The organism is Oleiharenicola lentus, assembly GCF_004118375.1.
In the GTDB taxonomy this organism is placed as follows: Bacteria; Verrucomicrobiota; Verrucomicrobiia; order Opitutales; family Opitutaceae; genus Lacunisphaera; species Lacunisphaera lenta.
The window spans coordinates 2805178-2826965 of record NZ_SDHX01000001.1 but is presented as its reverse complement, the minus strand read 5'-3'; the positions used below and the strand labels follow the sequence as shown (position 1 = coordinate 2826965).

The 21788-nt window shown below is 63.7% G+C and carries 24 protein-coding genes; 13 read left to right on the top strand and 11 right to left on the bottom strand.

Annotated elements, in window-relative coordinates; all coding sequences use genetic code 11:
- Window positions 1-17: 17 nt before the first annotated feature.
- Window positions 18-431, bottom strand: coding sequence for an EVE domain-containing protein (locus ESB00_RS11595; RefSeq protein ID WP_129047846.1), 414 nt, complete (start codon window positions 429-431; stop codon window positions 18-20).
- 29 nt (window positions 432-460) lie between these two features.
- Here ESB00_RS11595 and ESB00_RS19670 point away from each other — a divergent pair, with 29 nt between their 5' ends.
- The 6 genes from ESB00_RS19670 (at window position 461) to ESB00_RS11570 (ending at window position 6478) form a co-directional block, all read left to right on the top strand.
- Window positions 461-601 carry a hypothetical protein gene (locus tag ESB00_RS19670; protein ID WP_164976173.1) on the top strand — a complete coding sequence of 47 codons (141 nt, stop codon included), beginning with the start codon at window positions 461-463 and terminating at the stop codon, window positions 599-601.
- Between the two features lie 9 nt (window positions 602-610).
- Entirely contained in the window at window positions 611-1624 is a 1014-nt protein-coding gene (locus ESB00_RS11590; RefSeq protein WP_129047845.1) for a PIN/TRAM domain-containing protein, read from the top strand.
- A 124-nt stretch (window positions 1625-1748) separates the two neighbouring features.
- The gene (locus ESB00_RS11585; RefSeq protein WP_129047844.1) at window positions 1749-2132 is read left to right on the top strand and encodes a GntR family transcriptional regulator; all 384 of its coding nucleotides are present in this window, start codon (window positions 1749-1751) and stop codon (window positions 2130-2132) included.
- 7 nt (window positions 2133-2139) lie between these two features.
- Window positions 2140-3051, top strand: coding sequence for an ABC transporter ATP-binding protein (locus tag ESB00_RS11580; RefSeq protein WP_129047843.1), 912 nt, complete (start codon window positions 2140-2142; stop codon window positions 3049-3051).
- Window positions 3048-4691 (top strand): hypothetical protein, encoded by a 1644-nt coding sequence (locus ESB00_RS11575; protein WP_129047842.1) that lies wholly within the window; start codon window positions 3048-3050, stop codon window positions 4689-4691. Before ESB00_RS11580 ends, ESB00_RS11575 begins: the two co-directional genes overlap by 4 nt.
- Window positions 4688-6478 carry a hypothetical protein gene (locus ESB00_RS11570; RefSeq protein WP_129047841.1) on the top strand — a complete coding sequence of 597 codons (1791 nt, stop codon included), beginning with the start codon at window positions 4688-4690 and terminating at the stop codon, window positions 6476-6478. The genes ESB00_RS11575 and ESB00_RS11570 overlap by 4 nt, the downstream gene beginning before the upstream one ends.
- 9 nt (window positions 6479-6487) lie before the next feature.
- Here the strand turns inward: ESB00_RS11570 and ESB00_RS11565 are convergent, their stop codons facing one another.
- The 6 genes from ESB00_RS11565 to ESB00_RS11540 form a co-directional block, all read right to left on the bottom strand.
- The gene (locus tag ESB00_RS11565) at window positions 6488-8914 is read right to left on the bottom strand and encodes an ATP-dependent DNA helicase (RefSeq protein ID WP_129047840.1); all 2427 of its coding nucleotides are present in this window, start codon (window positions 8912-8914) and stop codon (window positions 6488-6490) included.
- A gap of 155 nt (window positions 8915-9069) precedes the next feature.
- Window positions 9070-9684, bottom strand: coding sequence for a hypothetical protein (locus ESB00_RS11560; RefSeq protein ID WP_129047839.1), 615 nt, complete (start codon window positions 9682-9684; stop codon window positions 9070-9072).
- Window positions 9685-9745: 61 nt separating this feature from the next.
- Window positions 9746-10408: a DUF502 domain-containing protein gene (locus tag ESB00_RS11555; protein WP_129047838.1), complete on the bottom strand. Its 663-nt coding sequence runs from the start codon at window positions 10406-10408 to the stop codon at window positions 9746-9748.
- Between the two features lie 92 nt (window positions 10409-10500).
- A complete protein-coding gene (ybeY, locus tag ESB00_RS11550) occupies window positions 10501-11016 on the bottom strand; it encodes an rRNA maturation RNase YbeY (RefSeq protein ID WP_129047837.1) in 516 nt (171 codons plus the stop codon).
- A gap of 29 nt (window positions 11017-11045) precedes the next feature.
- On the bottom strand, window positions 11046-12023 hold the full coding sequence (locus tag ESB00_RS11545; protein WP_129047836.1) for a PhoH family protein: 978 nt from the start codon (window positions 12021-12023) through the stop codon (window positions 11046-11048).
- A gap of 33 nt (window positions 12024-12056) precedes the next feature.
- Window positions 12057-12557, bottom strand: a complete 501-nt coding sequence (locus ESB00_RS11540) for an HIT family protein (protein ID WP_129047835.1) — start codon at window positions 12555-12557, stop codon at window positions 12057-12059.
- Between the two features lie 90 nt (window positions 12558-12647).
- Between ESB00_RS11540 and ESB00_RS11535 the strand changes: the two genes are divergently transcribed.
- The 5 genes from ESB00_RS11535 to ESB00_RS11515 all read left to right on the top strand — a co-directional run bounded on the left by ESB00_RS11535 (window position 12648) and on the right by ESB00_RS11515 (window position 16295).
- The gene (locus tag ESB00_RS11535) at window positions 12648-13496 is read left to right on the top strand and encodes an alpha/beta fold hydrolase (RefSeq protein WP_164976172.1); all 849 of its coding nucleotides are present in this window, start codon (window positions 12648-12650) and stop codon (window positions 13494-13496) included.
- A 25-nt stretch (window positions 13497-13521) separates the two neighbouring features.
- Window positions 13522-13890: a hypothetical protein gene (locus tag ESB00_RS11530; RefSeq protein ID WP_129047833.1), complete on the top strand. Its 369-nt coding sequence runs from the start codon at window positions 13522-13524 to the stop codon at window positions 13888-13890.
- Window positions 13890-14519: a DUF2238 domain-containing protein gene (locus ESB00_RS11525; protein WP_129047832.1), complete on the top strand. Its 630-nt coding sequence runs from the start codon at window positions 13890-13892 to the stop codon at window positions 14517-14519. The genes ESB00_RS11530 and ESB00_RS11525 overlap by 1 nt, the downstream gene beginning before the upstream one ends.
- 301 nt (window positions 14520-14820) lie before the next feature.
- Window positions 14821-15048 carry a hypothetical protein gene (locus ESB00_RS11520; protein WP_129047831.1) on the top strand — a complete coding sequence of 76 codons (228 nt, stop codon included), beginning with the start codon at window positions 14821-14823 and terminating at the stop codon, window positions 15046-15048.
- 86 nt (window positions 15049-15134) lie between these two features.
- The gene (locus ESB00_RS11515; protein ID WP_129047830.1) at window positions 15135-16295 is read left to right on the top strand and encodes a class I SAM-dependent rRNA methyltransferase; all 1161 of its coding nucleotides are present in this window, start codon (window positions 15135-15137) and stop codon (window positions 16293-16295) included.
- Between the two features lie 18 nt (window positions 16296-16313).
- Here the strand turns inward: ESB00_RS11515 and ESB00_RS11510 are convergent, their stop codons facing one another.
- The 3 genes from ESB00_RS11510 to ESB00_RS11500 form a co-directional block, all read right to left on the bottom strand.
- Window positions 16314-16787 (bottom strand): hypothetical protein, encoded by a 474-nt coding sequence (locus ESB00_RS11510; RefSeq protein ID WP_129047829.1) that lies wholly within the window; start codon window positions 16785-16787, stop codon window positions 16314-16316.
- A gap of 154 nt (window positions 16788-16941) precedes the next feature.
- Window positions 16942-18219, bottom strand: coding sequence for a phosphopyruvate hydratase (gene eno / locus ESB00_RS11505; RefSeq protein ID WP_129047828.1), 1278 nt, complete (start codon window positions 18217-18219; stop codon window positions 16942-16944).
- A gap of 105 nt (window positions 18220-18324) precedes the next feature.
- Window positions 18325-19353, bottom strand: a complete 1029-nt coding sequence (locus ESB00_RS11500; RefSeq protein WP_164976171.1) for an ankyrin repeat domain-containing protein — start codon at window positions 19351-19353, stop codon at window positions 18325-18327.
- A gap of 119 nt (window positions 19354-19472) precedes the next feature.
- Between ESB00_RS11500 and ESB00_RS11495 the strand changes: the two genes are divergently transcribed.
- Window positions 19473-19901 carry a response regulator gene (locus ESB00_RS11495; protein ID WP_218938737.1) on the top strand — a complete coding sequence of 143 codons (429 nt, stop codon included), beginning with the start codon at window positions 19473-19475 and terminating at the stop codon, window positions 19899-19901.
- Window positions 19902-19909: 8 nt separating this feature from the next.
- On the top strand, window positions 19910-20296 hold the full coding sequence (locus tag ESB00_RS11490; RefSeq protein WP_129047825.1) for a response regulator: 387 nt from the start codon (window positions 19910-19912) through the stop codon (window positions 20294-20296).
- 16 nt (window positions 20297-20312) lie between these two features.
- On the opposite strand, the gene rpoN is transcribed toward ESB00_RS11490, so the two are convergent.
- On the bottom strand, window positions 20313-21770 hold the full coding sequence (gene rpoN / locus ESB00_RS11485; RefSeq protein ID WP_129047824.1) for an RNA polymerase factor sigma-54: 1458 nt from the start codon (window positions 21768-21770) through the stop codon (window positions 20313-20315).
- Between the last annotated feature and the right edge of the window lie 18 nt (window positions 21771-21788).

The following is a 21788-nucleotide window of genomic DNA, read 5'->3' as shown; positions in this document are numbered from 1 at the left end:
GTCGAGCCCCGGGCGGGTCAGCCGGAGCCGAGCTTTTTGATGCGGACAAACTCGGCGGACTTGAGCGGCATCACCGACAGGCGGCCTTGGCGCACCAAGGCGATGTCCTTGAGCACGGCCTCGGCCTTGATCTGGGCAAGGGTGACCGGCTGCTTGAGCGGGGCGACCGGTGCGAGCTCGACGGCCACCCAGCCGTCTTCGTCGGCCGTGGTGTCGGGGAAGGCGGGCTTGGTCACCCGCGCGATGCCGACCACGCACTTGCCCTCGTTGCTGTGGTAGAAAAGGACTTCGTCGCCGGGGCGCATGGCCTTGAGGTGGAGCCGGGCGGCGTAATTGCGCACGCCGGTCCAGTCGGTGCGCTTGTCGCGCACAAAATCGGCCCAAGAATATGTCTCGGGTTCGGACTTCACGAGCCAGTATTGCGTTGTCATCAGGGAGAGGTGTTGGTCGGATGCGGCCAATGAGCGAGCAGCCGGACCCCGAGCTAGAGAAAAAAGCCCAGCGGGCACAAATGATTCTTTATGGGGTCATGCTGTTCATGCTCGTGCTGCCCTTTGTCTTGCTGTGGTTGAAGAACCGCGGAGTATTCGGCCAGCCCTGACCCCGTCGCATGAACAAGACCCTGCTCGTCATCCGGTTCATCTTCATCTTCCTCTGCATCGCGGCGAGCTGGCTGGTGTGCTACACGATCAAGGAATGGGATGACCACCGCGGCCTGGCGATGGCCATAGGGCTGCTGATCGGTGTCTTGGTCGTGCTGGTGGACGTATTGCTGAAGGGATTTTCGCTGCGTGGCCTGACGGCCCTCACCTTCGGCCTGGGCATGGGGCTGGTGATCTCCTGGATGCTCAGCAATTCGCCGCTGCTGGAGGAAGGGGATCCGCAGGTTCTTTATCTGGTGCGGCTGGCTCTGTTTGTCATCTGCACCTATCTGGGGACGGTTATTGCCCTGCGCGGCAAAGACGATTTCAACCTTGTGATTCCCTACGTGCGCTTCGTGCCGCACGAGGTGGACGTGCCGCTGGTGGTCGTGGACACCAGCGCCCTGATCGACGGGCGGATCGCCCGGCTCTGCCAGAGCCAGTTCTTCAGCTCTGCCCTGATCATTCCAACCTTTGTGCTCAACGAGCTGCAGCAGGTGGCGGACTCGCCCGACCCGGTGAAGCAAGCCCGGGGCCGCCGCGGTTTGCAGGTCCTGAACGAGCTGCGCGCGATCAAGCACCTCGACATTCGCATCCATCCAAGCGAAGTCGCCCGCCGGCAGGACATCGAAGCCAAGCTGGTATTCCTCGCGCAGTCCATGCGCGCCAAGCTGCTCACCACCGACACCAACCTCGCCTCGATGGCAAAATTTCAGGGCGTGCCGTGGCTGAACGTGCATGCGCTGGAAGAAGCGCTCAGGCCCGAACTCGTCATCGGCGAAAGCATCACCGTGGAACTGCTCAAGCCGGGCAAAGACGAGGGCCAGGCGGTCGGCTATCTGTCCGATGGCACGCTGGTCGTGGTGAACAGCGGCCGGGCGTTTGTAGGCAAACGCGTCAGCGCGGAGATCATCGGTGTGCTGCCCAGCGGCAACGGCAAGATGATCTTCGCGAACCTGCTGGGTGAGGCTACTGCGGCCTGATCGGCAAGACGGCGTGCTTTGCGCAGAACCGGTGGGCAAACCCGCGCAGGAGCACAGGCCCCCCATCTCAAAAAGTCCCAAAAAACGCTTGCCGTTCTAACTGTACTAGTGCAACTAGAACGGCATGCTCCCGTTCAGCATTGAGCTCAAACCCGGCCTGCCGATCACCGAGCAGGTGATCTTCGCGGTGAAGAAGGCCGTGGTGGCCGGGCGGCTGAAACCCGGCACGGCCTTCCCTTCCGTGCGGGCGCTGAGCCAGGAACTGCGGATCAACCCCAACACCGCGCACAAGATCACTGCGACGCTGGTGGCCGAGGGGGTGCTGGTGACCACGCCGGCCGTCGGCAGCATTGTGGCCGAGCCGGCCGGTGACGACCAGCGCGCCAAGACCGCGCTGCTGGAGGACGAACTGGAGCGCCTCGTCGTGGAAGCCAAGAACCTCGGCCTTGGTCTCGACGAAGTGCAAACCGAACTTGCCGCCCACTGGAAGCGTCTCGGCAAAAAATGATTTCCCCATGAACGCCATCGAAACCCAAAATCTCTCGCATCGCTACTGGCGCACGGAGGCGTTGCGCGATCTGAACCTGGCCGTGCCGGTGGGCAGCGTGTTCGCCCTGCTCGGGGCCAACGGGGCCGGCAAGACCACGGCCATCAAGGTGCTCATGAATCTTCTCCGGCCCAGTGCAGGGGTCGCCCGGGTCCTGGACACGGATTCGCGCCGCCTGGGCGAACGCGAGTTCGCCCAGATCGGTTATGTGTCGGAGAACCAGCAGCTGCCGCTTTGGATGACCGTGCGGCAGTTGCTGGACTATTGCCGGCCGTTCTACCCGACCTGGGACCGGGCGCTGGAGGCGAAGCTGCTGGCGCAATTCGAGCTCCCGCCGGAGCGAAAGCTGAAACAGCTCTCCCGTGGCATGCTGATGAAGGCGGCGCTGCTTTCGTCACTTGCTTACCGACCCAAGCTGCTGGTGCTCGATGAACCGTTCAGCGGGCTCGACCCGCTTGTGCGCGAGGAGTTCACTCATGGTCTGTTGGAAACCTCCCGCTTGGGCGACTGGACGGTGTTCATCTCGTCGCACGACATCGAGGAGGTTGAACGGCTGGCCGACCACATTGCGTTGTTGGAGAACGGAAACCTCCGTTTCACGGAAACAACGGAAAGCCTGCTCAGCAGATTCCGGCGAATTGAAGTGACCTTCGAGGGAGCAGTGCCGGCAGGCATCCTGCCGGCAAGTTGGCTGGGATGGCGAGGCGAGGCAGGACGGGCGTCATTTATTGAGTCCGCCTACAACCGGGAGGCGACGGAGCGAGCTTGCCGCGAACATTTCCCCGAAGCCGCCGTTCAGGCGCATCCCATGAGCCTGCGCGAAATTTTCATTGCATTGGCGCGTGCCAAGTCGATCACCGCGAAGGTGTCGGCCGTATGAAGCTGACCTGGCACATAGTCTGGAAAGACTTTCGGCGCCTTGCCCTGCCACTCGCCCTCTGGCTGGGGCTTACCTTGGCGCATACGTTTTTGCTCGCGGCTTACTGGGGCGACAACCAGGTGGGTGGGGAGGCTTTCGAGGGACTGCGCTACTATGCCTTCAGTCTGGGCGCGCTGATCATGGGTGTGGGTTTCGTGCTCGCGGCCTGGCTGGTGATGGAGGACAATCTGGTGAGCACGCGAGCATTCTGGCCAACCCGGCCGATTAGTGGAGGACGGCTGCTGGCCGCCAAGGCCCTCGGGGCTATCCTGATGTTCAGCGTGGCCCCAGTGTTGGTGTTGCTGCCGGTGTGGATTGGATGCCGTTTTTCTGGCTATGAAATCGGGTGCGCGGCATGGCAGTTGGCCTCGTCGCAGGGCCTGTGCTCGGTTGCAGCCTTCGTGATTGCCGCGGTTACGGCGAACAGTCGGCAGTTTTTGGTGCGGGCCGTGGGAGCCGCGATCATCCTGCCGATGTTGCCAGCGCTGCCGGCGATCCTGAGCGACAAACTCGGCGTGCCCCAAGCGAATCTGAGCCCAGGCGTCCTAGTTTCGCAGAGCTGGCTCATCCTTGCGACGGCTTTCATCGCTCCTCTGGTCCTGATCGTGCATCAATACCTGAGTCGATTGACGTGGCGAAGCTGGGCTTTGGGTGGATTGGCTCTAGTGGTGATCGTGGTTTTGCCATTCATCTGGAAATGGGACATCAGCGATCTAGTCCAACCGAGCGGGGGGCAGGACATCGCCGAGGAAGCATACGCCCGGAATGTGAAGGTGGCTATCGTGAACTCACAGATCAGCCCCAGTATGAGCAGCCCGGAGCGAAGGCATATTGTCCTCGCGGGAACGGTGAGCGGGGCGTCGGCCGGCACGTATGTGCAGTTCAAAGTCTCACGGGCGGAATGGCGGGCCGGTGACCGGAGGGTGGCGTTGCCCCGTTTTATGCGGCCGCGACCGGAGGCCAGCCAGAGGATCTCAACGCTGGCTTTGCAGGTGGCCGGTTTGAGTCTTCATGCGCAGGAGGAGGAAAGCGCACCGTGGTCGATGGAGACTGACGAAGAGGCCGGGAGTGTGGCGACCGCACTTCGCACGAACCGGTCGCTGGCGGTGACCCTCGATTTAAACCTTATGCGCGGGCAGGTGGTCGGTGAATTGCCCCTGCAGGTGGGCGCCGAACTTCGGACCGGTGCATGTCTCACGCGCCTCATCGGTCTCGAGCGCGACGGGGAAAAGATTTCTGTGCGCCTGGAGGATAGGGATTTCAGCTCAAACATTCTCTTTGCGTCCACGCGCCCGGGCGGCGGGCCAAGCTTGATCCCACACCGGCCGGGGGAGGATTGTTTTATCCTCGTTTACCGTGGTCCCGTGAAGGACGTGATCGGAGGGCTGCAGGCCACGACGGGAGGCAAAATAGGGGCGCTGCATATCAATGCCATCATGGTTGGGCAGCGCGCATTGAATCTCACGGTGCCTGCCCGCCAAGAAAATGGGACGCTCGTCGAGATTCCCGATTGGGAAAAGGACTCCGTTCTTCTCCAGGTCCGTTTCCGGCCCGACGTTTCCTTCACCCGGTTGCTGACGACCAAATCCTTCGCCCCATGAAACACATCTGGCACCTCATCAAGTATGACGCCGCGCGCGATGGCGGAGCGCTGCTGCTTTGGGCGCTCCTGTTTGTCGGGCAGGTGGTGCTCGGCGTTGTGGCTAGAAACCCACGCGAGTTCGATCTCAATCAGACCGTCTATCTACAAATGGGTAACACGGGTCTGGTCATGGTGCAGATAGTCATGGGTTATGTGCTCGTTGCCCGGCTGGTCCAGGCAGACACACTTGCAGGGACGACGGCCTTCTGGCGGACGCGTCCGATTTCATCGCGCCGACTGCTCGTCGCCAAGGCACTGGGCTCGTTTCTGCTGTTTGGCTTGATGCCGGTTATGCTGTTGTTGCCTTGGTGGCTGTATTGCGGCTTTGGTTGGAGGGAGATTCTCTGGGCTGGGATCGATACACTTGGCTGGCAGTTGCTGATGATTGCCCCGGCTTTTTTGATCGCTTCGCTGACCGATGAGCTGGGCCGACTCCTGCTGTGGAGCTTCATGCTGCTGATTGGCCTTTTGTCTTGGGCGCTGCTATTGCAGGTGGTTTGGGGTTCAGTGGAATGGCGGGGGCGCGTTATTGGACTTGGCGCCGGTGTCATGTATACCCGGCTGTGGGTGGGTGCGTTGGTTTTCGTGTTAGGTGCCGGGGCGATTGCCGTGCATCACTATCTGACTAGTCACCTTCTGCGATCGATAGTTTTGGTGGCTGGTTGGCTTGGCTTGATTTGCGTGGTCGGACTTGGAGTGACCTGGAATTGGAGCGGAAGATTCGCAACGTTGGCCGAACTCAAGGCAGAACAGATCGCCAACCCGGAAGAAAGAGTGTCCATCAAATGGGAGTCGGCGACGGGGAACATGGTGCGCTCGACCAGAAAGGGCGTGGTTTCGACAGAAGAAGCCCGGCTTCAGGTGATATTGCGAGCGAGCGGCATTCCCGACGACACGCGCCTTGATGTGCAATCGGCTCAACAAAACTGGACATGGGCTGGTGGCCCCACCCTCAGTCGTGGCGGGTTCTTCGGAAACGAATACCAAGGCTACGTATTTCCCGACGGAGATCACACCCAGGCTGGGTTCATCCGTCTCCGGTATTCGTTGCCGACTCCTGAGCAGGACGAGGAAACCCGCCAGGCATTGGCGGTTACGCAGCAAAAAATGGATGAACGAGCGCGGGCTAGGGGGGTGAACATTTCACGACCGCTGTCCCTGCCGGAGGACAAACAAGGCCTTTTATTCGATCAAACCAGAGTGCCGAACTCCCTTTTTGCCAAGATGCAGGCGGAACCGCCGGCGTATGAGGCGAATTTGCGCTGTGTGCTTTATCGCCCGGAAGTCACCGTCGCAGTGTCCGTCGCCGATGAGTCCGATGCTACTGGTCAAGGCGAAGCTCTGCATTTTCGCCGTGTGGGCAAAGACGATGAAGCGCTGGTCGTGACTCTGCCGTCGGTGCGGGTTTCGGGCCTCTGGTTTTCGAACACCGTGAGCGAGCGGACTCGTGGTGCACGATGGAAGCGTAATATCCTACAGGTGAATCGGGTTACCGGCGACGTCGTGGTGGGACGTAATCTCATGCGAGCCCAAGCCCAGATGGCGATTGCGGGGGTCTCGCTCTATTGGTCTGTCTTCGACCTGAAATCGCCGAAGACTCTTCGCAAAGGTAAGCTGGTCGCGAAGTATCCCGAGTGGCAAAGGGATACCTTCCTGGCCATGATCGTTGAGCGTGAGGTGGGACGATTCGACCAGACGGTGAGGGTTGAGAAGTTTGAAGTGACAACCCAAGCGGATGGTCTCTGACCCTTGCCTTCAGGACTTGGCGCTCGCGGCGCCAAGCCAGTCGCGCAGATCGGCTTCGCCGTCGATTTCGCGGTAGAACTGGTAATCGGCGGCGAGCAGACTGGCGTAGGAGGGCTCGGCGAAGCGGCGGCAGTGGAGCAGGACCTTGGCGCGCTGGCCGGGGGCGCGCACGAGGCGGCCGAGGGCTTGGTTCACCTTTTGCAGGCCGGGAATCTGATAGACGCGCCGGAAGGCGGCGTCGCGGCCGAGAGCATCGAATGCGGCCAGCTTTGCCTTCTGCACGGCGTTGACCTCGGGGAGGGCCGGACCGACGACCATCGCGTGCGTGATGCGTCCGCCGAGCAGGTCGATGCCTTCGGCAAAACTGCTGCCGAGCACGAGGAAGAGGACGTCGCTCAAGGCGAGGTTTTCCTCCACCCAGGCGGTCTGCGCGGCGAGATCGGGCAGCTTGGGCTGAAGGGCAACCCGCAGGGTTGCGCCGTAGTCAGCGAGGGTCTTTGCAAGCACCTCGGCGTAGGCGTAGGACGGAAAGAACACCGCGATAGCGCCGCGGGCGGCTTCGTGCACGGCCACGATGGTCGCGGCGGTGTCGGCGTAGTGGTTGGCGCGTTGGCGAAAGGTCGTGTTCACCCGCAGGTCCACCGCGATGTCGTAGGCGCCGGCGCGCCAAGGGGTGGGGGCGGAGTGGGTGGTGTAAGGGTGGAGCGCAGCTTCCACCTCAAGGCCGCAGGATTCCGCAAACTCCGCATACGGCTGCAGCGTGGCTGACATGAGAATCGCGCCGCCGAACAGGCGCAACGTCTCGCCGATGGCGGGGGCGGCGTCCACGCAGGTGAACTCCAACTGCCCGGGGCGGGAGACCCAGAGGAGCTTGGTCAGCTTCGTGTCGGCCAGGAACCCGGCGAGCGCGGCAAATTGCCAGAGTGTCTCGCTGTGGTGCGGGCCGAGAGCGGCGTAGTCCAAGGAGGACTCGGTCGCGAGCCGGGCGAGGCGCTCGAGCAGATCGCCGATCTCAGCTTCTGTGACCGGGTCGAGGGATTCGCTCGGTTGCAGGGAGTCGAGCAGGCGCACCCATCCCTCAAGCGCAAGCACGAGCGTGGCGGGCGCATCGAGGTGATCGAGCTCGGCGAGCAGGAGATGGGCGTCGCTCAGGTTCGCGGTGTGAGAGTAGGCTCCGGCGACGCGGGACGGCAGGTTGTGCGCTTCGTCCACCACGAGCAGCGTCTCGGCGGGGTCGAAGCCGGGGCGTTCAAAGAAAATGCCTCGGTTGTCGGGGGCGAAGACGTAGTTGAAGTCGCCGACCCATACGTCGTGGAAGGGCAGGGCGGCGCGGGTGATTTCGTAGGGGCAGATCTTGGCGGCGCGGCCGGCGGCGCGCAGGGTGTCGAGGTCGCGTGGCTGCTGGTCGTCGGCGTAGAACCGGGCGAGCCCGCTGCCGGGCCAGCGCTCCGCGCAGTCGCGGAGATAGTCGCAGCCGTCGCGGACGCAGTGAAACTCATGGTTCACACAGTGCTCGGATTTGTTGCGCACCTGCCAGGCGGGCAAAGGAGAAACCTGAGGCTTGAAACCTGAAACCTGAGGAGAGGCAGGCGATGAGTGCGTGGTCATCTGGTGCAGCGTGTGCATGACCTGGATCTGGCCGGTGGATTTGCCGGTCAGCCAGACGAGGCGGGCGAAGCGTCCGGACTTGAGCTGGCCGAGCGCGAACTCGAGCACGCAGCCGGTCTTGCCGTAGCCGGTGGGAGCCTCCAGGAGGAGAATTCTTGATTTTTGATTCTCGATTTTCGTTTGGTCGAAAAAAGCAGCCAGGTCTTGCTGGATCGTCTCCTGGCCGGGGCGGAGCGTGGTGAAAGGGGAGTGAAACTGCAGCGCGCGACGACGCTCGGTGGCGCGCAGGCGCAGGTTGAGGAACTCGACGATCGCGTCGAGCTGGTGAAACACCAGAGCCTCGTCGAAGGGCGTGAGCGCGACGGTCTGAACAAATCCCGAGCCGGTTTCAACGAAGAGTAACTCGGCGCCGCTGGCCGCTTGGCCGAGGGTGCGCCGCATCACGGCATAGGCGGCGAGCTGGAGAAAGTAGTCCGGATAGTCGGTGCGCAGGGCGGGCTCGTCGGCGGGCAATGGGCGGGTGACGCTTTTCACTTCGCGCAGCAGCCCGCCGATCTGCTGGTCAATGCGCCCCTGCAGGTCGAAGTGCCAGCCGCGGTGGGTGAGACGGCCCTCGATCGGGATTTCGAAACGGACATCGGCGCGGACGATTCCGTCGATGCTGAATTCCTGCTCGGCGCGTTTCCGCAGTTCGTTGTGCCAATGCTGGCCGAGTTGCGCGCGCCAGAGTCCCTGCGGACCTCCGCCGCTCTCCTGCGGCCCGAGACGAAAGCCGGCGAATTCGCCGACGCTCAGGCTGACAGTGCGGTGTTCGAGGGAGAAATGCATGCAGGGGTGCCCACGGAACACACGGAATACACGGAAGGGAAGAAGGAAGGCGCGCAGCGGCCCGAAGAATTGGGAGAACACCGTTAAGCGAAGCAGCCAAGGGACTCGGCGTGGTCCCCGATATCATTCGCTCCTTAGCAGCTTGTGTTCTCCGCCTACAGTCGGATCTCGGTTTCGGCGGCGACCCAGTCCTCGAGGCGGCGGACGATGCGGGCGACGTCCGCCGTGCCTGCGGTCTGCGCGGCGAGGGGCTGGTTCAGCAGGTGGGCGGCGGTGTCGCGGTCGCTCTCGGCAAGTTGCGGCCACCATTGCTGTTTCACCGGATAGCCTTCGTCGCGGAGGAGACAGTAGAGGGTTTTGAGCCAGACGAGGTCAGGGCGACCGCCGGCGGCGAGGGCCGAGAGGCTGGTGCGAAGCAAATCGGTGACGGCGGGGCGCGATTCGTCGGGCACAGGATTGCGCGACAGGAGGGAGCCAACCGCAGCGGCGGTCTTGAGCGCGTCGTAGGAACGGCCGATGCCTTCGTGGCGTTGCAGGTGCCGGTGTTCCTTGATGAACCAGGTGCGGCCCTGGCTGGGGGATTCGAGCCAGAGTTCGGCTTCGTCAAAAAGATCCAAGGGCGTGGCGGACGTCTTGCTCTGTTTGAGTCGGCGGAGCAGATGCAGCACGCCGTGCTCGGCGGAGAAAGCGGTTAGCTGCTCGAAGGTGTCCGAGCCCGAGGGCTGGCGGGCGAGGATGAAGCCGGCGGTCTGGAGCTGCTGCCCGGGCATGGCGAAGGAAAGAAGACGGGAGACTGAGGGCGGTCCGGCCGCGCGGGAGCTCGGCCCTCCATCAGGATTGGCGGAGCGCCTCCTTGGCGGCGGAGGGGTCGGACCAAGCGGGCAGCACGGCCCCGCAGGAGATGATGGTCTTCATGGCGTCGCCGACGGGCAAGTCGAGTTCCACGATCTCGGAGCGGGGCAGATACATGAAGAAGCCGTTGACCGGGCTGGGGCAGGTGGGGATGAAGACCGCCCAGTGTTCGGTGGCAAAGTGCGCGTGCGGTTCGCCGCGGGCGGTGTTGGTGAGGAAGCCGAGGCTCCAGGAACCGGCACGCGGGAACTGTACGAGCACGACCTTGTTGAACTGGGTGCGGTCCTTCGTGCCGAAGGTTTCGATGAACTGTTTGACGCTGGTGTAGAAATTACCGACGCCGGGGATGCTTTGGATGAAACGCTCGGCTGCCGCGCCGAGAAGCCGGCCGAGGAAGAGCCGCGAGACGTAACCCAGCAGGGTGATGAGCGCGAGGGCGATGATGGTGGTGACGACATCCCAGAAGATCGCCGGCAGGTGTTGCAGGGTCTCGGGCAGATAGGGGGCGAAGAGCGGCGTGATGGAGCCGCCGACCATGCCAATCAGGGCGCGGACGGCCCACACGGTGACGACCAAGGGAGCGACCAGCAGGAGGCCGGTGAGGAAGGCGTTGCGGAGGGAGGTGAACCGGGTTTCGGACATGAACTCTGGAGTGAACCACAGTCAGGCGCGGTTGCACACTGATTTTTATGGAGCGAGTCGCAGCTGCGCCGGACGGCGGTCACAGCCCGCCGCTACAGAAACCGGAAGGAGGGCATGGCCTTGGCGGCGTGCAACAGCTTCATCGCCCGCGCCTCGGCGGCGCGCATGCGGCGTTTCTTGGCGGGTTGCAGGTCGTCGTAGCCGGCAAGATGCAACCAGCCATGGACGACGTAGAGCGTGAGTTCGGCGGAGAAGGCGGCCTGGAGGGTCGGCCTCCGTGCCGACCGTGGCCGGTGCGGAGACCGGCCCTCCACCAAGCCCACATACTTCCACGCCGTGTCGGCCGACACACAGACTTCTCCGGCAAGACCGGCGGTGGCGTCGCCCTCGAAGGTGATGACGTCGGTCGCGGTCGGGTCGTCCATGAAATCGGCGTGGATTTGGGCGAGGGCGGAGTCGGTGAGGAAGACAAGGGAGAGCTCGCCGGGCGGGCAGCCGCCGAGGAACTTGGCTGCGTGCGAGTCGAGCAAAGTTATCGCGCCGGCGATTGCGCGGCGGTCAAGGCGCAGGCGCGGGTGGCGGTTGGTGATGGCGATTTCGCGCGTCATCGAGAGGCCCCTGTTGGGTGGGGCGCGGCTCAGCTGGAGCTGAGCCCTCCACTTTCGGCCGTCTTTGCCTGTTCGTAGGCGTCGATGATCTTCTGCACGAGCGGGTGACGCACGACGTCGGTGGCGGTGAAGTGGTGGAAGTCGATGCCCGGGATGTTGCGGAGGATGCGCGGGGCCTGCACGAGACCCGAGGCCTTGCTGCGGGGCAGGTCGATCTGGGTGATGTCGCCCGTGACGATCATGCGCGACTCGTCGCCGAGGCGGGTGAGGAACATCATCATTTGCTCGGGCGTGGTGTTCTGCGCCTCGTCGAGGACGATGTAGGCGTTGGCGAGGGTGCGGCCGCGCATGTAGGCGAGCGGGGCGATCTCGATCAGGCCTTTTTCGGAAAGCGTGGATACATCCTCGGGTTCGAGCATGTCGTGCAAGGCGTCGTAGAGCGGGCGGAGGTAAGGCAGGATTTTTTCGCGCAGGTCGCCGGGGAGGAAGCCGAGAGCCTCGCCGGCCTCGACGGCGGGGCGCGTCAGCACGATGCGTTGCACCTGGTTTTTCAGCAGCGCCGAGATGGCGGCGGCCATGGCGAGGTAGGTCTTGCCCGTGCCCGCGGGACCGATGCCGAAGACGATCGGGTTCTTTTGGATCGATTGGAGGTAGAGTTTCTGCCCGAGCGTCTTTGGGACGATGCTCTTGCGGCGGGTGGCGATGACGACGGGATCGTTGATCAGTGAACGCAGAGCAGCGCCGTCGCGGGCAAAGAGGTCGAGCAGACGGAGGAAGTCGGGCGTGCGGTAGGCCATGCCCTGGTTGCGGCCGGTGTTGAGGAGCGTGAAGAACTCCTCCGTCCGCGCCACGGCCTCGGCGGGGCCGTCGAGCTTCACCCAGTCGTCGCGCGTGACGAGGCGGACGCCGAGGGCCTTTTCGGTGCGGGCGAGGTTGTCCTCGCTGCCGCAGTAGAGCTGACTGGCGTGGCGGGCGCTGGGGTAGGTGAGGGTCTTGGAAGCGGGCACGGGGTTTTCGAGAGAGGGTGTTCGAAGGTCGGGTTACCTGGCCGAGGGAGAGAGGTTGTCGGCGCAGGTCTTGAGGCGGGCATACATGGCCTCAAGCGACTGGGGCAGGACCCTGGTTTTGCCGATGACGGGCATGAAGTTGGTGTCCCCGTTCCAGCGGGGGACGATGTGGGCATGCAGGTGCGGAATGCTGCCCCCGGCGGCGGAGCCGAGGTTGAAGCCAACGTTGAAGGCGTGAGGATTCACGGCGGCTTTGAGCGCCTCTTTACCGAGGATGATTTCGTCCATCAGATCGGCGCGCTCGGCAGCGGTGAGTTCAGTGAGGTCCGTGGCGGCCCTAAACGGGATTGCGAGCAGATGGCCCGGATTGTAGGGATACCGGTTGAGCATCAGGTAGGAAAGCGGGCTGCGATGGACGATGAGGGCCTCGGCGTCGTTGCCGAGCTTGGGGAGTTCGGCGAAGGGATTGGCGCCCTCCGGCAGGCGGGGGGCCTCGATGTATTCCATGCGCCAGTAGGCGTGCAGGTGGTCCATGTTCTCGGCGCAGGTTTGCGCTGCGGGCGGGGGATGTCAAAGCGGGTTTGGTCGCTCGACAGGCAGGCGGGGGTGGGGTTTGTTGCCGGGATGTCGGACATCCTATTGCAGGTGGCGGGCAAACGCGGTGTGCCGGTCCCGCCGCCACCGCACACGCCCGCCGTCATGGGCGAACTGGCGGCGTCCATCTTCCTCCATCCGATGCGCGTCACCCGGCGCATGCCGCGGGAGCTGGCCTATCTCGAAGGGGCACGACGGCGAACGATGCCGACCTCGGCCGGCGACCTGGCCGCTTGGGAGTGGGGTGAGGCCGGGCGACCGCTGGTAGGGTTGCTGCACGGCTGGGAGGGACACGGGGCGCAACTCGGCGCCTTCGCCGCGCCACTGCTGGCGGCGGGTTTTCGGGTGCTGACCTTCGATGCGCCGGGGCACGGGGACTCGCCCGGCGATGAATGTAGCGCGCCACTGCTGGGGCGGTTGCTGGTGGAGATCCAGGCCCAGGCGGGAGGAATCTTTGCGCTGGTGGCTCACTCGATGGGCTGCGCGGCGGCGGCCATGGCGGTGGTGAATGGAGTGTCCGTCAGGGGCTTGGTGTTTCTGGCGCCGCCCGTGAGCCAACTGGACCGGGTTGAACGGATGTGCCGGCGCATGGAGATCAAGGCCGAGACGGCCGGATATTTTCGGGCGGCGGTCGAGCGCCGGACGGGAATGCTTTACACGGAGGCGAACATGTTCCCGGTGGCGCAACAAGCGCCATGCCCGCTGCTGGCGCTGCATGATCCGGCTGACGACAGCACCGACTACGCCGCGACGGAGCAATTCGTGGCGCAATGGCGTGGGGCGCGGCTCGTGCCGTGTCCGGGCCGGGGGCATTATCGGCTGTTGTCCACGCCGGAGGTAGTGAGGCAGGCGGTGGAATTCATCGCCGGCTTGCGGTGAGAAGGCGCGCGCGCATGCTCCGGCCGTGCTGCAAGAATTCAAACGTGTGAAACAGGAGCCGGGTGTGAGCGGTCGGCGCCGTTGGTTTCAGGGAGCCGCAATGGAGTTGATCGTCTGGCTGGACACCGATGAGCAGCCGGAGGGGTTTCAGATTTGTTACACCGGTTTCGGGCAGCAGGAGCACGCGCTCACCTGGAAGCGGCAGAGCGGCTTCGTGCACAACCGGGTGGACACCGGGGATACGCGACCGGACAAAAATCTCACGCCCATACTGGTGACCGACGGGGCGGTGCCGTGGGAGCGGTTGCGGCGAGATTTTTTCGAAGTGAGTGAAGGGGTCGATGCAGCCTTGAGGCAGTTCGTGGCGGCGCGGCTGGCGGAGGGAGGTCGCTGATGGACCGGAGACTTATCTGGTTTTGCGTATTGCTCGTCCCGGTGCTGGCCTGGTCGGCCATCGGGCCGCATGACCGGCTAACTTGGTTTTTGGAAGTTGTGCCGGTGCTGATCGGGGTTCCGATTGCGTTGGCGGTCCAAGGACGGTTTCCGCTCTCGTTACTGCTGCTGGGGCTTCTTTGGCTGCACAGCGTGATCCTGATCGTGGGCGGTCACTACACCTACGCGCGCGTGCCGTTGGGCGACTGGGCGATGGAGTGGTTCGGTTGGACGCGCAACAATTACGACAAGATCGGACACTTCGCGCAGGGCTTCGTGCCGGCGATCCTGGCGCGTGAAATTCTATTGCGGACATCGCCGCTGGGCAACCGGGGTGAGGGCAAGGCCAGCCGGTGGCTGCCCTTTTTATGCGGGAGCGTGTGTCTGGCGTTCAGCGCCTTTTATGAGTTGATCGAATGGTGGGTGGCCGAGGCGAGCGGTGCTGCGGCCGATGACTTTCTGGGCACTCAGGGCTATGTGTGGGACACGCAGTCGGACATGGCCTGGGCTCTGGGTGGGGCGATGGCGGCCTTGGTTTTGCTCGGTCGCTTGCACGATCGGTCCATGCGCAAACTCAGGCCCGGGGCCTGACCGCGGCGTCGGAAACAGATGCAGCATTGACTTTTACGCGGGATTTAAGTTTCTGTCTGGCCGGTTCCGGTTGGTGTAACACACCTGCGTCTTGCGCTGTGTCGGCGGGAGCGTCTCTCCCAAGCATTTCACCCCCGGTAAGATAGTGCTTCCGACCGTTCCCGGATCATAGCTAGGCAACTCAGCGTTTCAGCCGACTTGGCAGTAATTGTCCCGACAAGCGCTGCGCAGGAACCCCGTGGACTGGAATCCAGTCCTAAATATTGTCGGTCCTATCGGTTGTTAGCCCCCAAACCTCATCATGATCGCAACCGCATTCATCATCGTCGCAATCACGCTGGCCAGCGCAGCGGTGATTGTCTTCCTCCTCAATCTGGCGCGTGCGCCGGAGGGAGTGGAGGACGAGGCGGGCTTTCACTACGTGCAGCAGCCCGTGGTTGAAAGCACCCGTCACTACCGGGCCAAGGTTTCAAGCCGGCCCGCGACGAAGGCTACTCCCCGCCTCAAGGCGCACATCCCGGCGGCTTGAGCAGTAGCGCAACCCGGCCCGATGTGGGCCGGGGAGGCTTTTGATTTTTTGCTTCTAAGCACTGCAGAAGCCGGAAACAGTCCGGCATGTCCGTCAGCCTGAAACTCAAGCCCAACGCCAATGCCCGGGTTCTCAAGGGCCATCCGTGGGTGTTTGCGAACGAATGCGAGGCCCTGTTGCCCGCTGAACACGACGGCAGCGTTGTCGAGTGCCGCGACCGCACCGGACGCCTGCTCGGCACCGGCATCTGCAACAGCAAGTCGCAGATCGTCTGGCGCCGGCTGAGCCGCGAACGCGTGACGCTGGACGAGACCTTTCTACGGGGCGCGCTGGAAAAGGCCCTGGCGCGACGACAAGGCCTGGGCAGTTTCAGGCGGCTGGTGTGGTCGGAGTCCGACGATCTGCCGGGGCTGGTGGTGGACCAGTTTGGCGACACGCTGGTCGTACAGATCCAGACGCTCGCGATGGACCGGCAGGCTGCACGGCTCGCCGACCTGCTGGCCGGGCTGACCGGCGCGGCGGAGATCATCTTTCGCAACGATTCGAACCTGCGCAAACTGGAGGGGCTGGCCCCCTCGGTGACCACGCGTTCCGGGAAAAACTGGGAGCCGCGCTGGGCGGAGATCGACGGATTTCAGTACTGGCTCGACCTGCAGGGCGGACAGAAGACCGGATTCTACCTCGACCAGCGTCTGCAGCACGCCGCGGTGGCAAAGTATGCGTCCGGCCGGCGCGTGCTCGATGCGTTCTGCAACCAGGGCTCATTTGCGCTGCATTGCGCGAAGGCGGACGCGGCGACCGTGCTCGGCCTCGACAGCGCATTCGACGCCGTGGCCCAGGCGAAGAAGAACGCCGACCGCAACGGGCTGAAGGCGGATTTCCAGGGTGTGAACGTGTTCGACTGGTTCACCGCGCAGCGCGATGCGGCCCCGGCGTGGGATTTGATCATTCTCGATCCGCCGCCGTTCGCCAAGTCGAAGTCGGCGCTCGAAGGCGCGCTGCGCGGCTACAAGGAGCTGAACCTGCGGGCCATGAAAGCCCTTACGCCCGGCGGCGTGCTGGCGACCTACACCTGCTCGCATCACATGCAGGATTCACAGCTTCGTGAAGTGCTCGCCGACGCAGCCGCCGATGCCAAGCGCCGCGTGCATGTGCTGGAATTCTGCCACCAGCCCGCGGATCATCCGGTGCTCGTGACCATGCCCGAGAGCGAATACCTGCGGGGGTATATCCTGCGGGTGGAGTAAAAGCCAGGCGGCCGCCGCTTAAAACCGCTGCGCGGCCGGATCGTCGAGGTTGCGGCGGGTTTTGCGCAACTGCTCGATCTCGGCGGCCATCATCTTCCGTTCCTCGATCGTGGCCGGGCGCTTCATGGCCTCGAGAACCATGCGTTCCTGCTCAAGCAGCATGACGCGGCTGGCGGCGACAGCGGAGAGGTGCTCGGCCGAGTTACCGCCAAAGATGGCGGCGGCCTTGGCGAACTTCTCATTGTTGAGGGTCTTGTCGAGTTCGGTGGGTTTGATCTTCTTCCGCTCGCGGGCGATCAATTTGTCCAAGCGCTTGAGCTCCTTGTCGATTTCCTTGGCGCGCTGGGCGGTGACTTCCAGCTTGGGCAGAACCATCACCTCATCCTTGGGCGCAGGCGGCGTGACGGGCTTGGTTTCCGCGGCGAGGCCGAGGCCGGTGCCGAGGGAGAAGACGATGGTGAGCAGGAGCAGGCGATGAGTGCGAGAATCCACGTTGTGAGTGTGTTGCTGGACTGAGGTCGGGCAAGATAGATGCCCGGGGCGGAGCGAAGTTCCCCAAAAGGAAAAGGCCGGGCGTCTTGCGACGTCCGGCCTTACCTTGGTGTGTGTTCTTACGGTGCCGAGGGGTAGGCGGCGTCGTAAAGGATTACAGCTGGCCGCCGTAGATCGCGGAGGCGCCGAGCTCTTCCTCGATGCGGAGGAGCTGGTTGTATTTCGCGACGCGGTCGGTGCGGGAAGCGGAACCGGTCTTGATCTGGCCGGCGTTGGTCGCAACGGCGATGTCGGCGATGGTCACGTCCTCGGTCTCACCCGAGCGGTGCGAGATGATGGTCGTGTATTTGTTCTTCTGCGCGAGCTCGATGGCGTCGAAGGTCTCGGTCAGGGAGCCGATCTGGTTGACCTTGACCAGGATCGAGTTGGCGGTGCCGGTCTCGATGCCCTTCTTGAGGAACTCGACGTTGGTGACGAAGAGATCGTCGCCGACGAGCTGCACGCGATCGCCGATGGCGTCGGTGAGTTTCTTCCAGGTCGTCCAGTCGCCCTCGGCGCAGCCGTCCTCGATCGAGACGATCGGGTATTTGGCGACGAGGTCCTGGTAGTAGGCGACGAATTCGTCGCCAGTGAAGCTGCGGCCGTCGGACTTCTTGAAGACGTAGGTCTTCTTCTCCTTCACGTAGAACTCGGAGGAGGCGACGTCGAGGGCGAGGAAGATGTCCTTGCCCAGCTTGTAGCCGGCGCCCTTCACGGCCTCGGCGATGGCGTCGAGCGCGTCGGTGGTGGAGGCGAGGTTCGGGGCGAAGCCGCCCTCGTCGCCGACGGCGGTCTGGAGGCCCTTGGACTTGAGCACCTTCTTGAGGGAGTGAAACACCTCGGCGCCGGCGCGGAGAGCCTCGGAGAACGAGTTGAAGTTCTTCGGGACGATCATGAACTCCTGGAAGTCGATGGGGGCGTCCGAGTGCGCGCCGCCGTTCATGATGTTCATGAGCGGCACGGGGAGCACCTTGGCGTTGGGGCCGCCGAGGTATTTGTAGAGCGGGACATTCAGCGCGGCGGCCGAGGCCTTGGCGACGGCCATGGAGACGCCGAGGATCGCGTTGGCGCCGAGCTTCGACTTGGTGGAGGTGCCGTCGAGCTTGAGCATCGCACGGTCGATGCCGAGCTGGTCCTGCGCGTCGTAGCCGATGAGCGCGGGGGCGATCTTGGACTTCACATTGGCGACGGCCTTGAGCGTGCCCTTGCCGAGGTAGCGCTTCTTGTCGCCGTCGCGGAGCTCGATGGCCTCGTGCTCGCCGGTGGAGGCGCCGGAAGGCACGGCGGCGCGGCCGAGGTGGCCGGAGGCGAGGCGGACATCAACCTCGACAGTGGGATTGCCGCGGGAGTCGATGATCTCGCGGGCGGTGATGGCAGTGATGCTGGTGTTCATTCTGTTGGGAAAAGAAGGGCGGATTGGAGGCAAAACCCCAGCAGGAGGCGAGCCGCAAAGCTGGCATACGTCATTTTCGCCAAGAAACGCCCAACGGGCGGCGGCTCAGCCGAAAGGCGGGCGCGAAAATCCGGTTTTGTAGAGGATTTTCTGCACCATGCTCGGCGGCTTGGGGCGAAACTCCACCGGCAGCTGATCGGTGTGGCCGTTGTGGATGGCGGCCCCGATCGGGGTGCCGCCGGTGTAATTTCGGATCGTCAGCGTGGCCTGGTTCAGGAACTCGCGGGGCACATCCTTGAGGTGGCCTTCCACGGCGGCGGCATGGAGTGGGGTGTCACCAAAGTCGTTGCGGGAAATGAGCAGATCGAGGGTCAGCCGTTCGCGCGGAATTTGTCCGAGATTGCCGGACTCGGCGGCGGCATGGATGGGAGTGTGCCCCGACTTGCTGGCGAGCACCAGATTCTGATGGGTTAAAAATTCGGGCGGCACCTGGTCAAGGTGGCCGGAAATGGCCGCGGCATGCAGGCAGGTGTCGTGGTTGGCGGTCTTGCGGAGGAGGGTGTCGGCGGTCAGCAGTTCGCGGGGCACCTGGTCGAGGTGGCCGTTGAGCGCGGCGACGTGCAGCACGGTTTCGCCGCTGACGTTGGTCGAGGTGAGCGTGGTCAGGGTGATAAACTGCGTGGGGATCCGGTTCAGCGCCCCATTCTCGGCCGCCTCGTGCAGGAGCGTGTTGCCGGTGTCGGTCCGGGTGAGCAGCAGCTCCATGGTCAGCAGGCCCGCGGGCAATTGGTCGAGAAAGCCGGAGGCGGCGGCCTGGTGCAGCGGGGTGAGTCCGCTGTTGGAGCGGGTCAGCAGGTAATCGCGGGTCAGCAGCGCAGGGGGGACTTCCGCCAGGGTGCCTTCGCGGGCAGCCAGATGGAGCGGGGTGTAGCCGGCGTCGTTTTTAACCAGCAGCAGATCGGGCGTGAGCAGGCCGGTGGGCAGCTGGCTCAGGTGGCCGTATTTGGCGGCGATGTGCAGCGGGGTGTTTCCGGAGGCATTGCGTGCGGTCAACGCCTCGGCCGTCAGCAGACCAGGGGACAGTTCGGCAAAGCCACCCTTGCGGGCGACGGCGTGCAAATCGGCTTTCTCCATGCCGGCCAAAGCAAAGAAAATACCGGACGCGGTAGCAAGCCTCATAGTGCTCCATGTCCACGCCGGACAAGGATTTGAGTTTGCCAACCTGCGCGGGCGTTTCCACGATGCAGGAGAAAATGACCACTCCCACCTCTGCGACCGAGACTCCGAAGGCCAAGCTGGGGGCTGTGCTGCTGGTGGACGACGAGAAGCCCTTGTTGGAACTTTATGCCGAGGCGCTTTCCCCGTATTTTGATGTGGCGGTCGCGACCAGCACCAAGGAGGCCGGTTATCTCCTGCACAAACGAGTATTCAAGGTTGTGGTGAGCGATCATCTCATGCCCGGAGGCAACGGCCTGAGCTTCCTGGTGGACGCGCGCGAGGAATACCCGGAAATGCAGCGGGTCTTGGTAACCGGATACATGAAACCGGAAATGCTCCTGCGCAGTGTGAACGAAGCCGCGCTCTATCGCTACCTGCTCAAACCGGTGTCACTGCCCGAGCTGATCAAGACGGTGCAGGAAGCCGCCAAGCTCTACGATCAGGCGACGGCGGGTCGCGCCTGAACCAGTCCATGGCCGAAGCCGCTCCAGTCTCCCGGCCGGCCCTTTTGCTCGTGGAGGACGAGGCGCCGCTGGCGGCCGCGCTCAGCGAAAATCTCAGCATGGAGTATGAGGTGGAAATCGCCGGCACCGTTGAGGAGGCGCGCCTGCTGCTCAGCACACAGAAATTCGCACTGATTCTCTCCGATCACATGCTGCCCGGCCGGGCGCAGGGGCTGGATTTCTTGGTGGAGGCCTTGCAACGTCAGCCGGAGGCGAAACGCATCCTGATGACCGGCTACCTGAACCCCGATTTGATCGGTCGCAGCGTGTCCCTCGCACAGCTCAGCGCCTGTCTCATCAAGCCGGTGGACATCGCGCGATTGAAACAGGAATTGAGGCGGGCGCTCGCCGGTTGAGCCGGCGGCCTCCGGCTCAGTCGTAGCGGCGGCGCAGGTTGCTCGGCAGCAGGCCGAGTTCCTCGCGATACTTGGCCACTGTGCGGCGGGCGATCTTCAGGCCCTTCTCATCGAGCAGACCGACAATCTCCTGGTCGCTCCGCGGCGCGCCGGGATCCTCTGCGGCGATGATGTCGGCGATCATCTCCTTCACGCTGGTGTTGGCCACCGCCTCGCCGGCCTGCGACTGGTAGCCGGAGGTGAAGAAGAATTTCATCTCAAAAACACCGTGCGGGGTCTTGATGTATTTGTTGGCGAGGGCGCGGCTGACCGTGGTCTCGTGGACGCCGATGATATCCGCGATCTGGGTCATCGTGAGCGGCTTCAGCTTGGAGACGCCCTCCTCGAAGAATTCGTGCTGGTGCTTGATGATCTCGCGGGTGATGCGCTCGATGGTGCGCTGGCGCTGCTCGATGGCGTTGATGATGAACTTCCCCGAGCGCAGCTTTTCCCGGAGGTAGTCGCCCTCCTGCTTGGAAAGTTTGCCCTTCGCGATGAGATCCTTGTAAGTGCTGCTCAGGCGCAGGCGCGGGATGTAGTCCTGGTTGAGGAAAACCTGCCACTCGCCATTTTCCTTTTCGACGCTGACGTCGGCCACGACGACGCGGTTGGAGTCGTCGGCGAAGCGCCGGCCGGGGGCGGGGTCGAGCGTGCCGATGATCTCGACGGCTTCCTGGATGATTTCAGGCGACAAGCCCATCTTGCGGGAGAGATCGGGGATGCGGCGACGGACCAGCAGGTCGAAGTGGTCTCGCACGATACGGGCGGCAACAGATTTTCCGCGGCCTTGGTGCTGGAGCTGGGTCAGCAGGCAGTCGCCCAGATTTTCCGCCCCGATGCCCGGCGGGTCAAAGCTCTTGAGCAGCTTCGAGGCGGCCTGCACGGTGTCGAGGGGCAGGGTGCTGAGCAGGGCAATGTCGGCGAGCGTGGCGGTCAGGTAGCCGCGGTCGTCGAGGCTGCCGACGAGGTAGCGCAGCGCCTCCAGCACCCCCGGCGGGCAGTCCGCCAGCTCGGCCTGCTGCATGAGATGCTGTTGCAGGGAAGTCTCCGTGGTGAGCGAGTCGTAGAAGTGCTGGCGGCGTTCCTCCTCCTCACTGGAACTCTGCCGCACGCCGCCCGTGTCGGACATGTGGTCGCGCCAGTCCTGCCCGATTTTTTCGAGCATCTGGAAGTCCTTGCCGAAATCCATCTCCGCGCGCGGATCGTCGTCGGGCGCGGCGCCCTCGTCGTTGTTCGGGGTGGTCTTCTCGAGGCTGACGTCGTCCATCGGCATCTCCTCGAGGGTGGGGTTGGCCTGCAACTCCTCCTGGATGGTGGCGCGGAGATCGAGTGCCGCCACCTGCAGGATCTTGAGCGACTGCCGCATCTGCGGCGCCAGCATCAGTTGCTGGGTCTGCCGCTGCTGGAAGCTCTGGTTGAGTCCGGGGCCGCTCATGAGGACGGAAGAGCGCCG

Coding starts and splice junctions, on each gene's coding strand:
- ESB00_RS11595 (WP_129047846.1), bottom strand. CDS start 431: ATGACAACGCAATACTGGCTCGTGAAGTCCGAACCCGAGACATATTCT.
- ESB00_RS19670 (WP_164976173.1), top strand. CDS start 461: ATGAGCGAGCAGCCGGACCCCGAGCTAGAGAAAAAAGCCCAGCGGGCA.
- ESB00_RS11590 (WP_129047845.1), top strand. CDS start 611: ATGAACAAGACCCTGCTCGTCATCCGGTTCATCTTCATCTTCCTCTGC.
- ESB00_RS11585 (WP_129047844.1), top strand. CDS start 1,749: ATGCTCCCGTTCAGCATTGAGCTCAAACCCGGCCTGCCGATCACCGAG.
- ESB00_RS11580 (WP_129047843.1), top strand. CDS start 2,140: ATGAACGCCATCGAAACCCAAAATCTCTCGCATCGCTACTGGCGCACG.
- ESB00_RS11575 (WP_129047842.1), top strand. CDS start 3,048: ATGAAGCTGACCTGGCACATAGTCTGGAAAGACTTTCGGCGCCTTGCC.
- ESB00_RS11570 (WP_129047841.1), top strand. CDS start 4,688: ATGAAACACATCTGGCACCTCATCAAGTATGACGCCGCGCGCGATGGC.
- ESB00_RS11565 (WP_129047840.1), bottom strand. CDS start 8,914: ATGCATTTCTCCCTCGAACACCGCACTGTCAGCCTGAGCGTCGGCGAA.
- ESB00_RS11560 (WP_129047839.1), bottom strand. CDS start 9,684: ATGCCCGGGCAGCAGCTCCAGACCGCCGGCTTCATCCTCGCCCGCCAG.
- ESB00_RS11555 (WP_129047838.1), bottom strand. CDS start 10,408: ATGTCCGAAACCCGGTTCACCTCCCTCCGCAACGCCTTCCTCACCGGC.
- ybeY (WP_129047837.1), bottom strand. CDS start 11,016: ATGACGCGCGAAATCGCCATCACCAACCGCCACCCGCGCCTGCGCCTT.
- ESB00_RS11540 (WP_129047835.1), bottom strand. CDS start 12,557: ATGGACCACCTGCACGCCTACTGGCGCATGGAATACATCGAGGCCCCC.
- ESB00_RS11535 (WP_164976172.1), top strand. CDS start 12,648: ATGTCGGACATCCTATTGCAGGTGGCGGGCAAACGCGGTGTGCCGGTC.
- ESB00_RS11525 (WP_129047832.1), top strand. CDS start 13,890: ATGGACCGGAGACTTATCTGGTTTTGCGTATTGCTCGTCCCGGTGCTG.
- ESB00_RS11520 (WP_129047831.1), top strand. CDS start 14,821: ATGATCGCAACCGCATTCATCATCGTCGCAATCACGCTGGCCAGCGCA.
- ESB00_RS11515 (WP_129047830.1), top strand. CDS start 15,135: ATGTCCGTCAGCCTGAAACTCAAGCCCAACGCCAATGCCCGGGTTCTC.
- eno (WP_129047828.1), bottom strand. CDS start 18,219: ATGAACACCAGCATCACTGCCATCACCGCCCGCGAGATCATCGACTCC.
- ESB00_RS11500 (WP_164976171.1), bottom strand. CDS start 19,353: ATGGAGAAAGCCGATTTGCACGCCGTCGCCCGCAAGGGTGGCTTTGCC.
- ESB00_RS11495 (WP_218938737.1), top strand. CDS start 19,473: ATGACCACTCCCACCTCTGCGACCGAGACTCCGAAGGCCAAGCTGGGG.
- ESB00_RS11490 (WP_129047825.1), top strand. CDS start 19,910: ATGGCCGAAGCCGCTCCAGTCTCCCGGCCGGCCCTTTTGCTCGTGGAG.
- rpoN (WP_129047824.1), bottom strand. CDS start 21,770: ATGAGCGGCCCCGGACTCAACCAGAGCTTCCAGCAGCGGCAGACCCAG.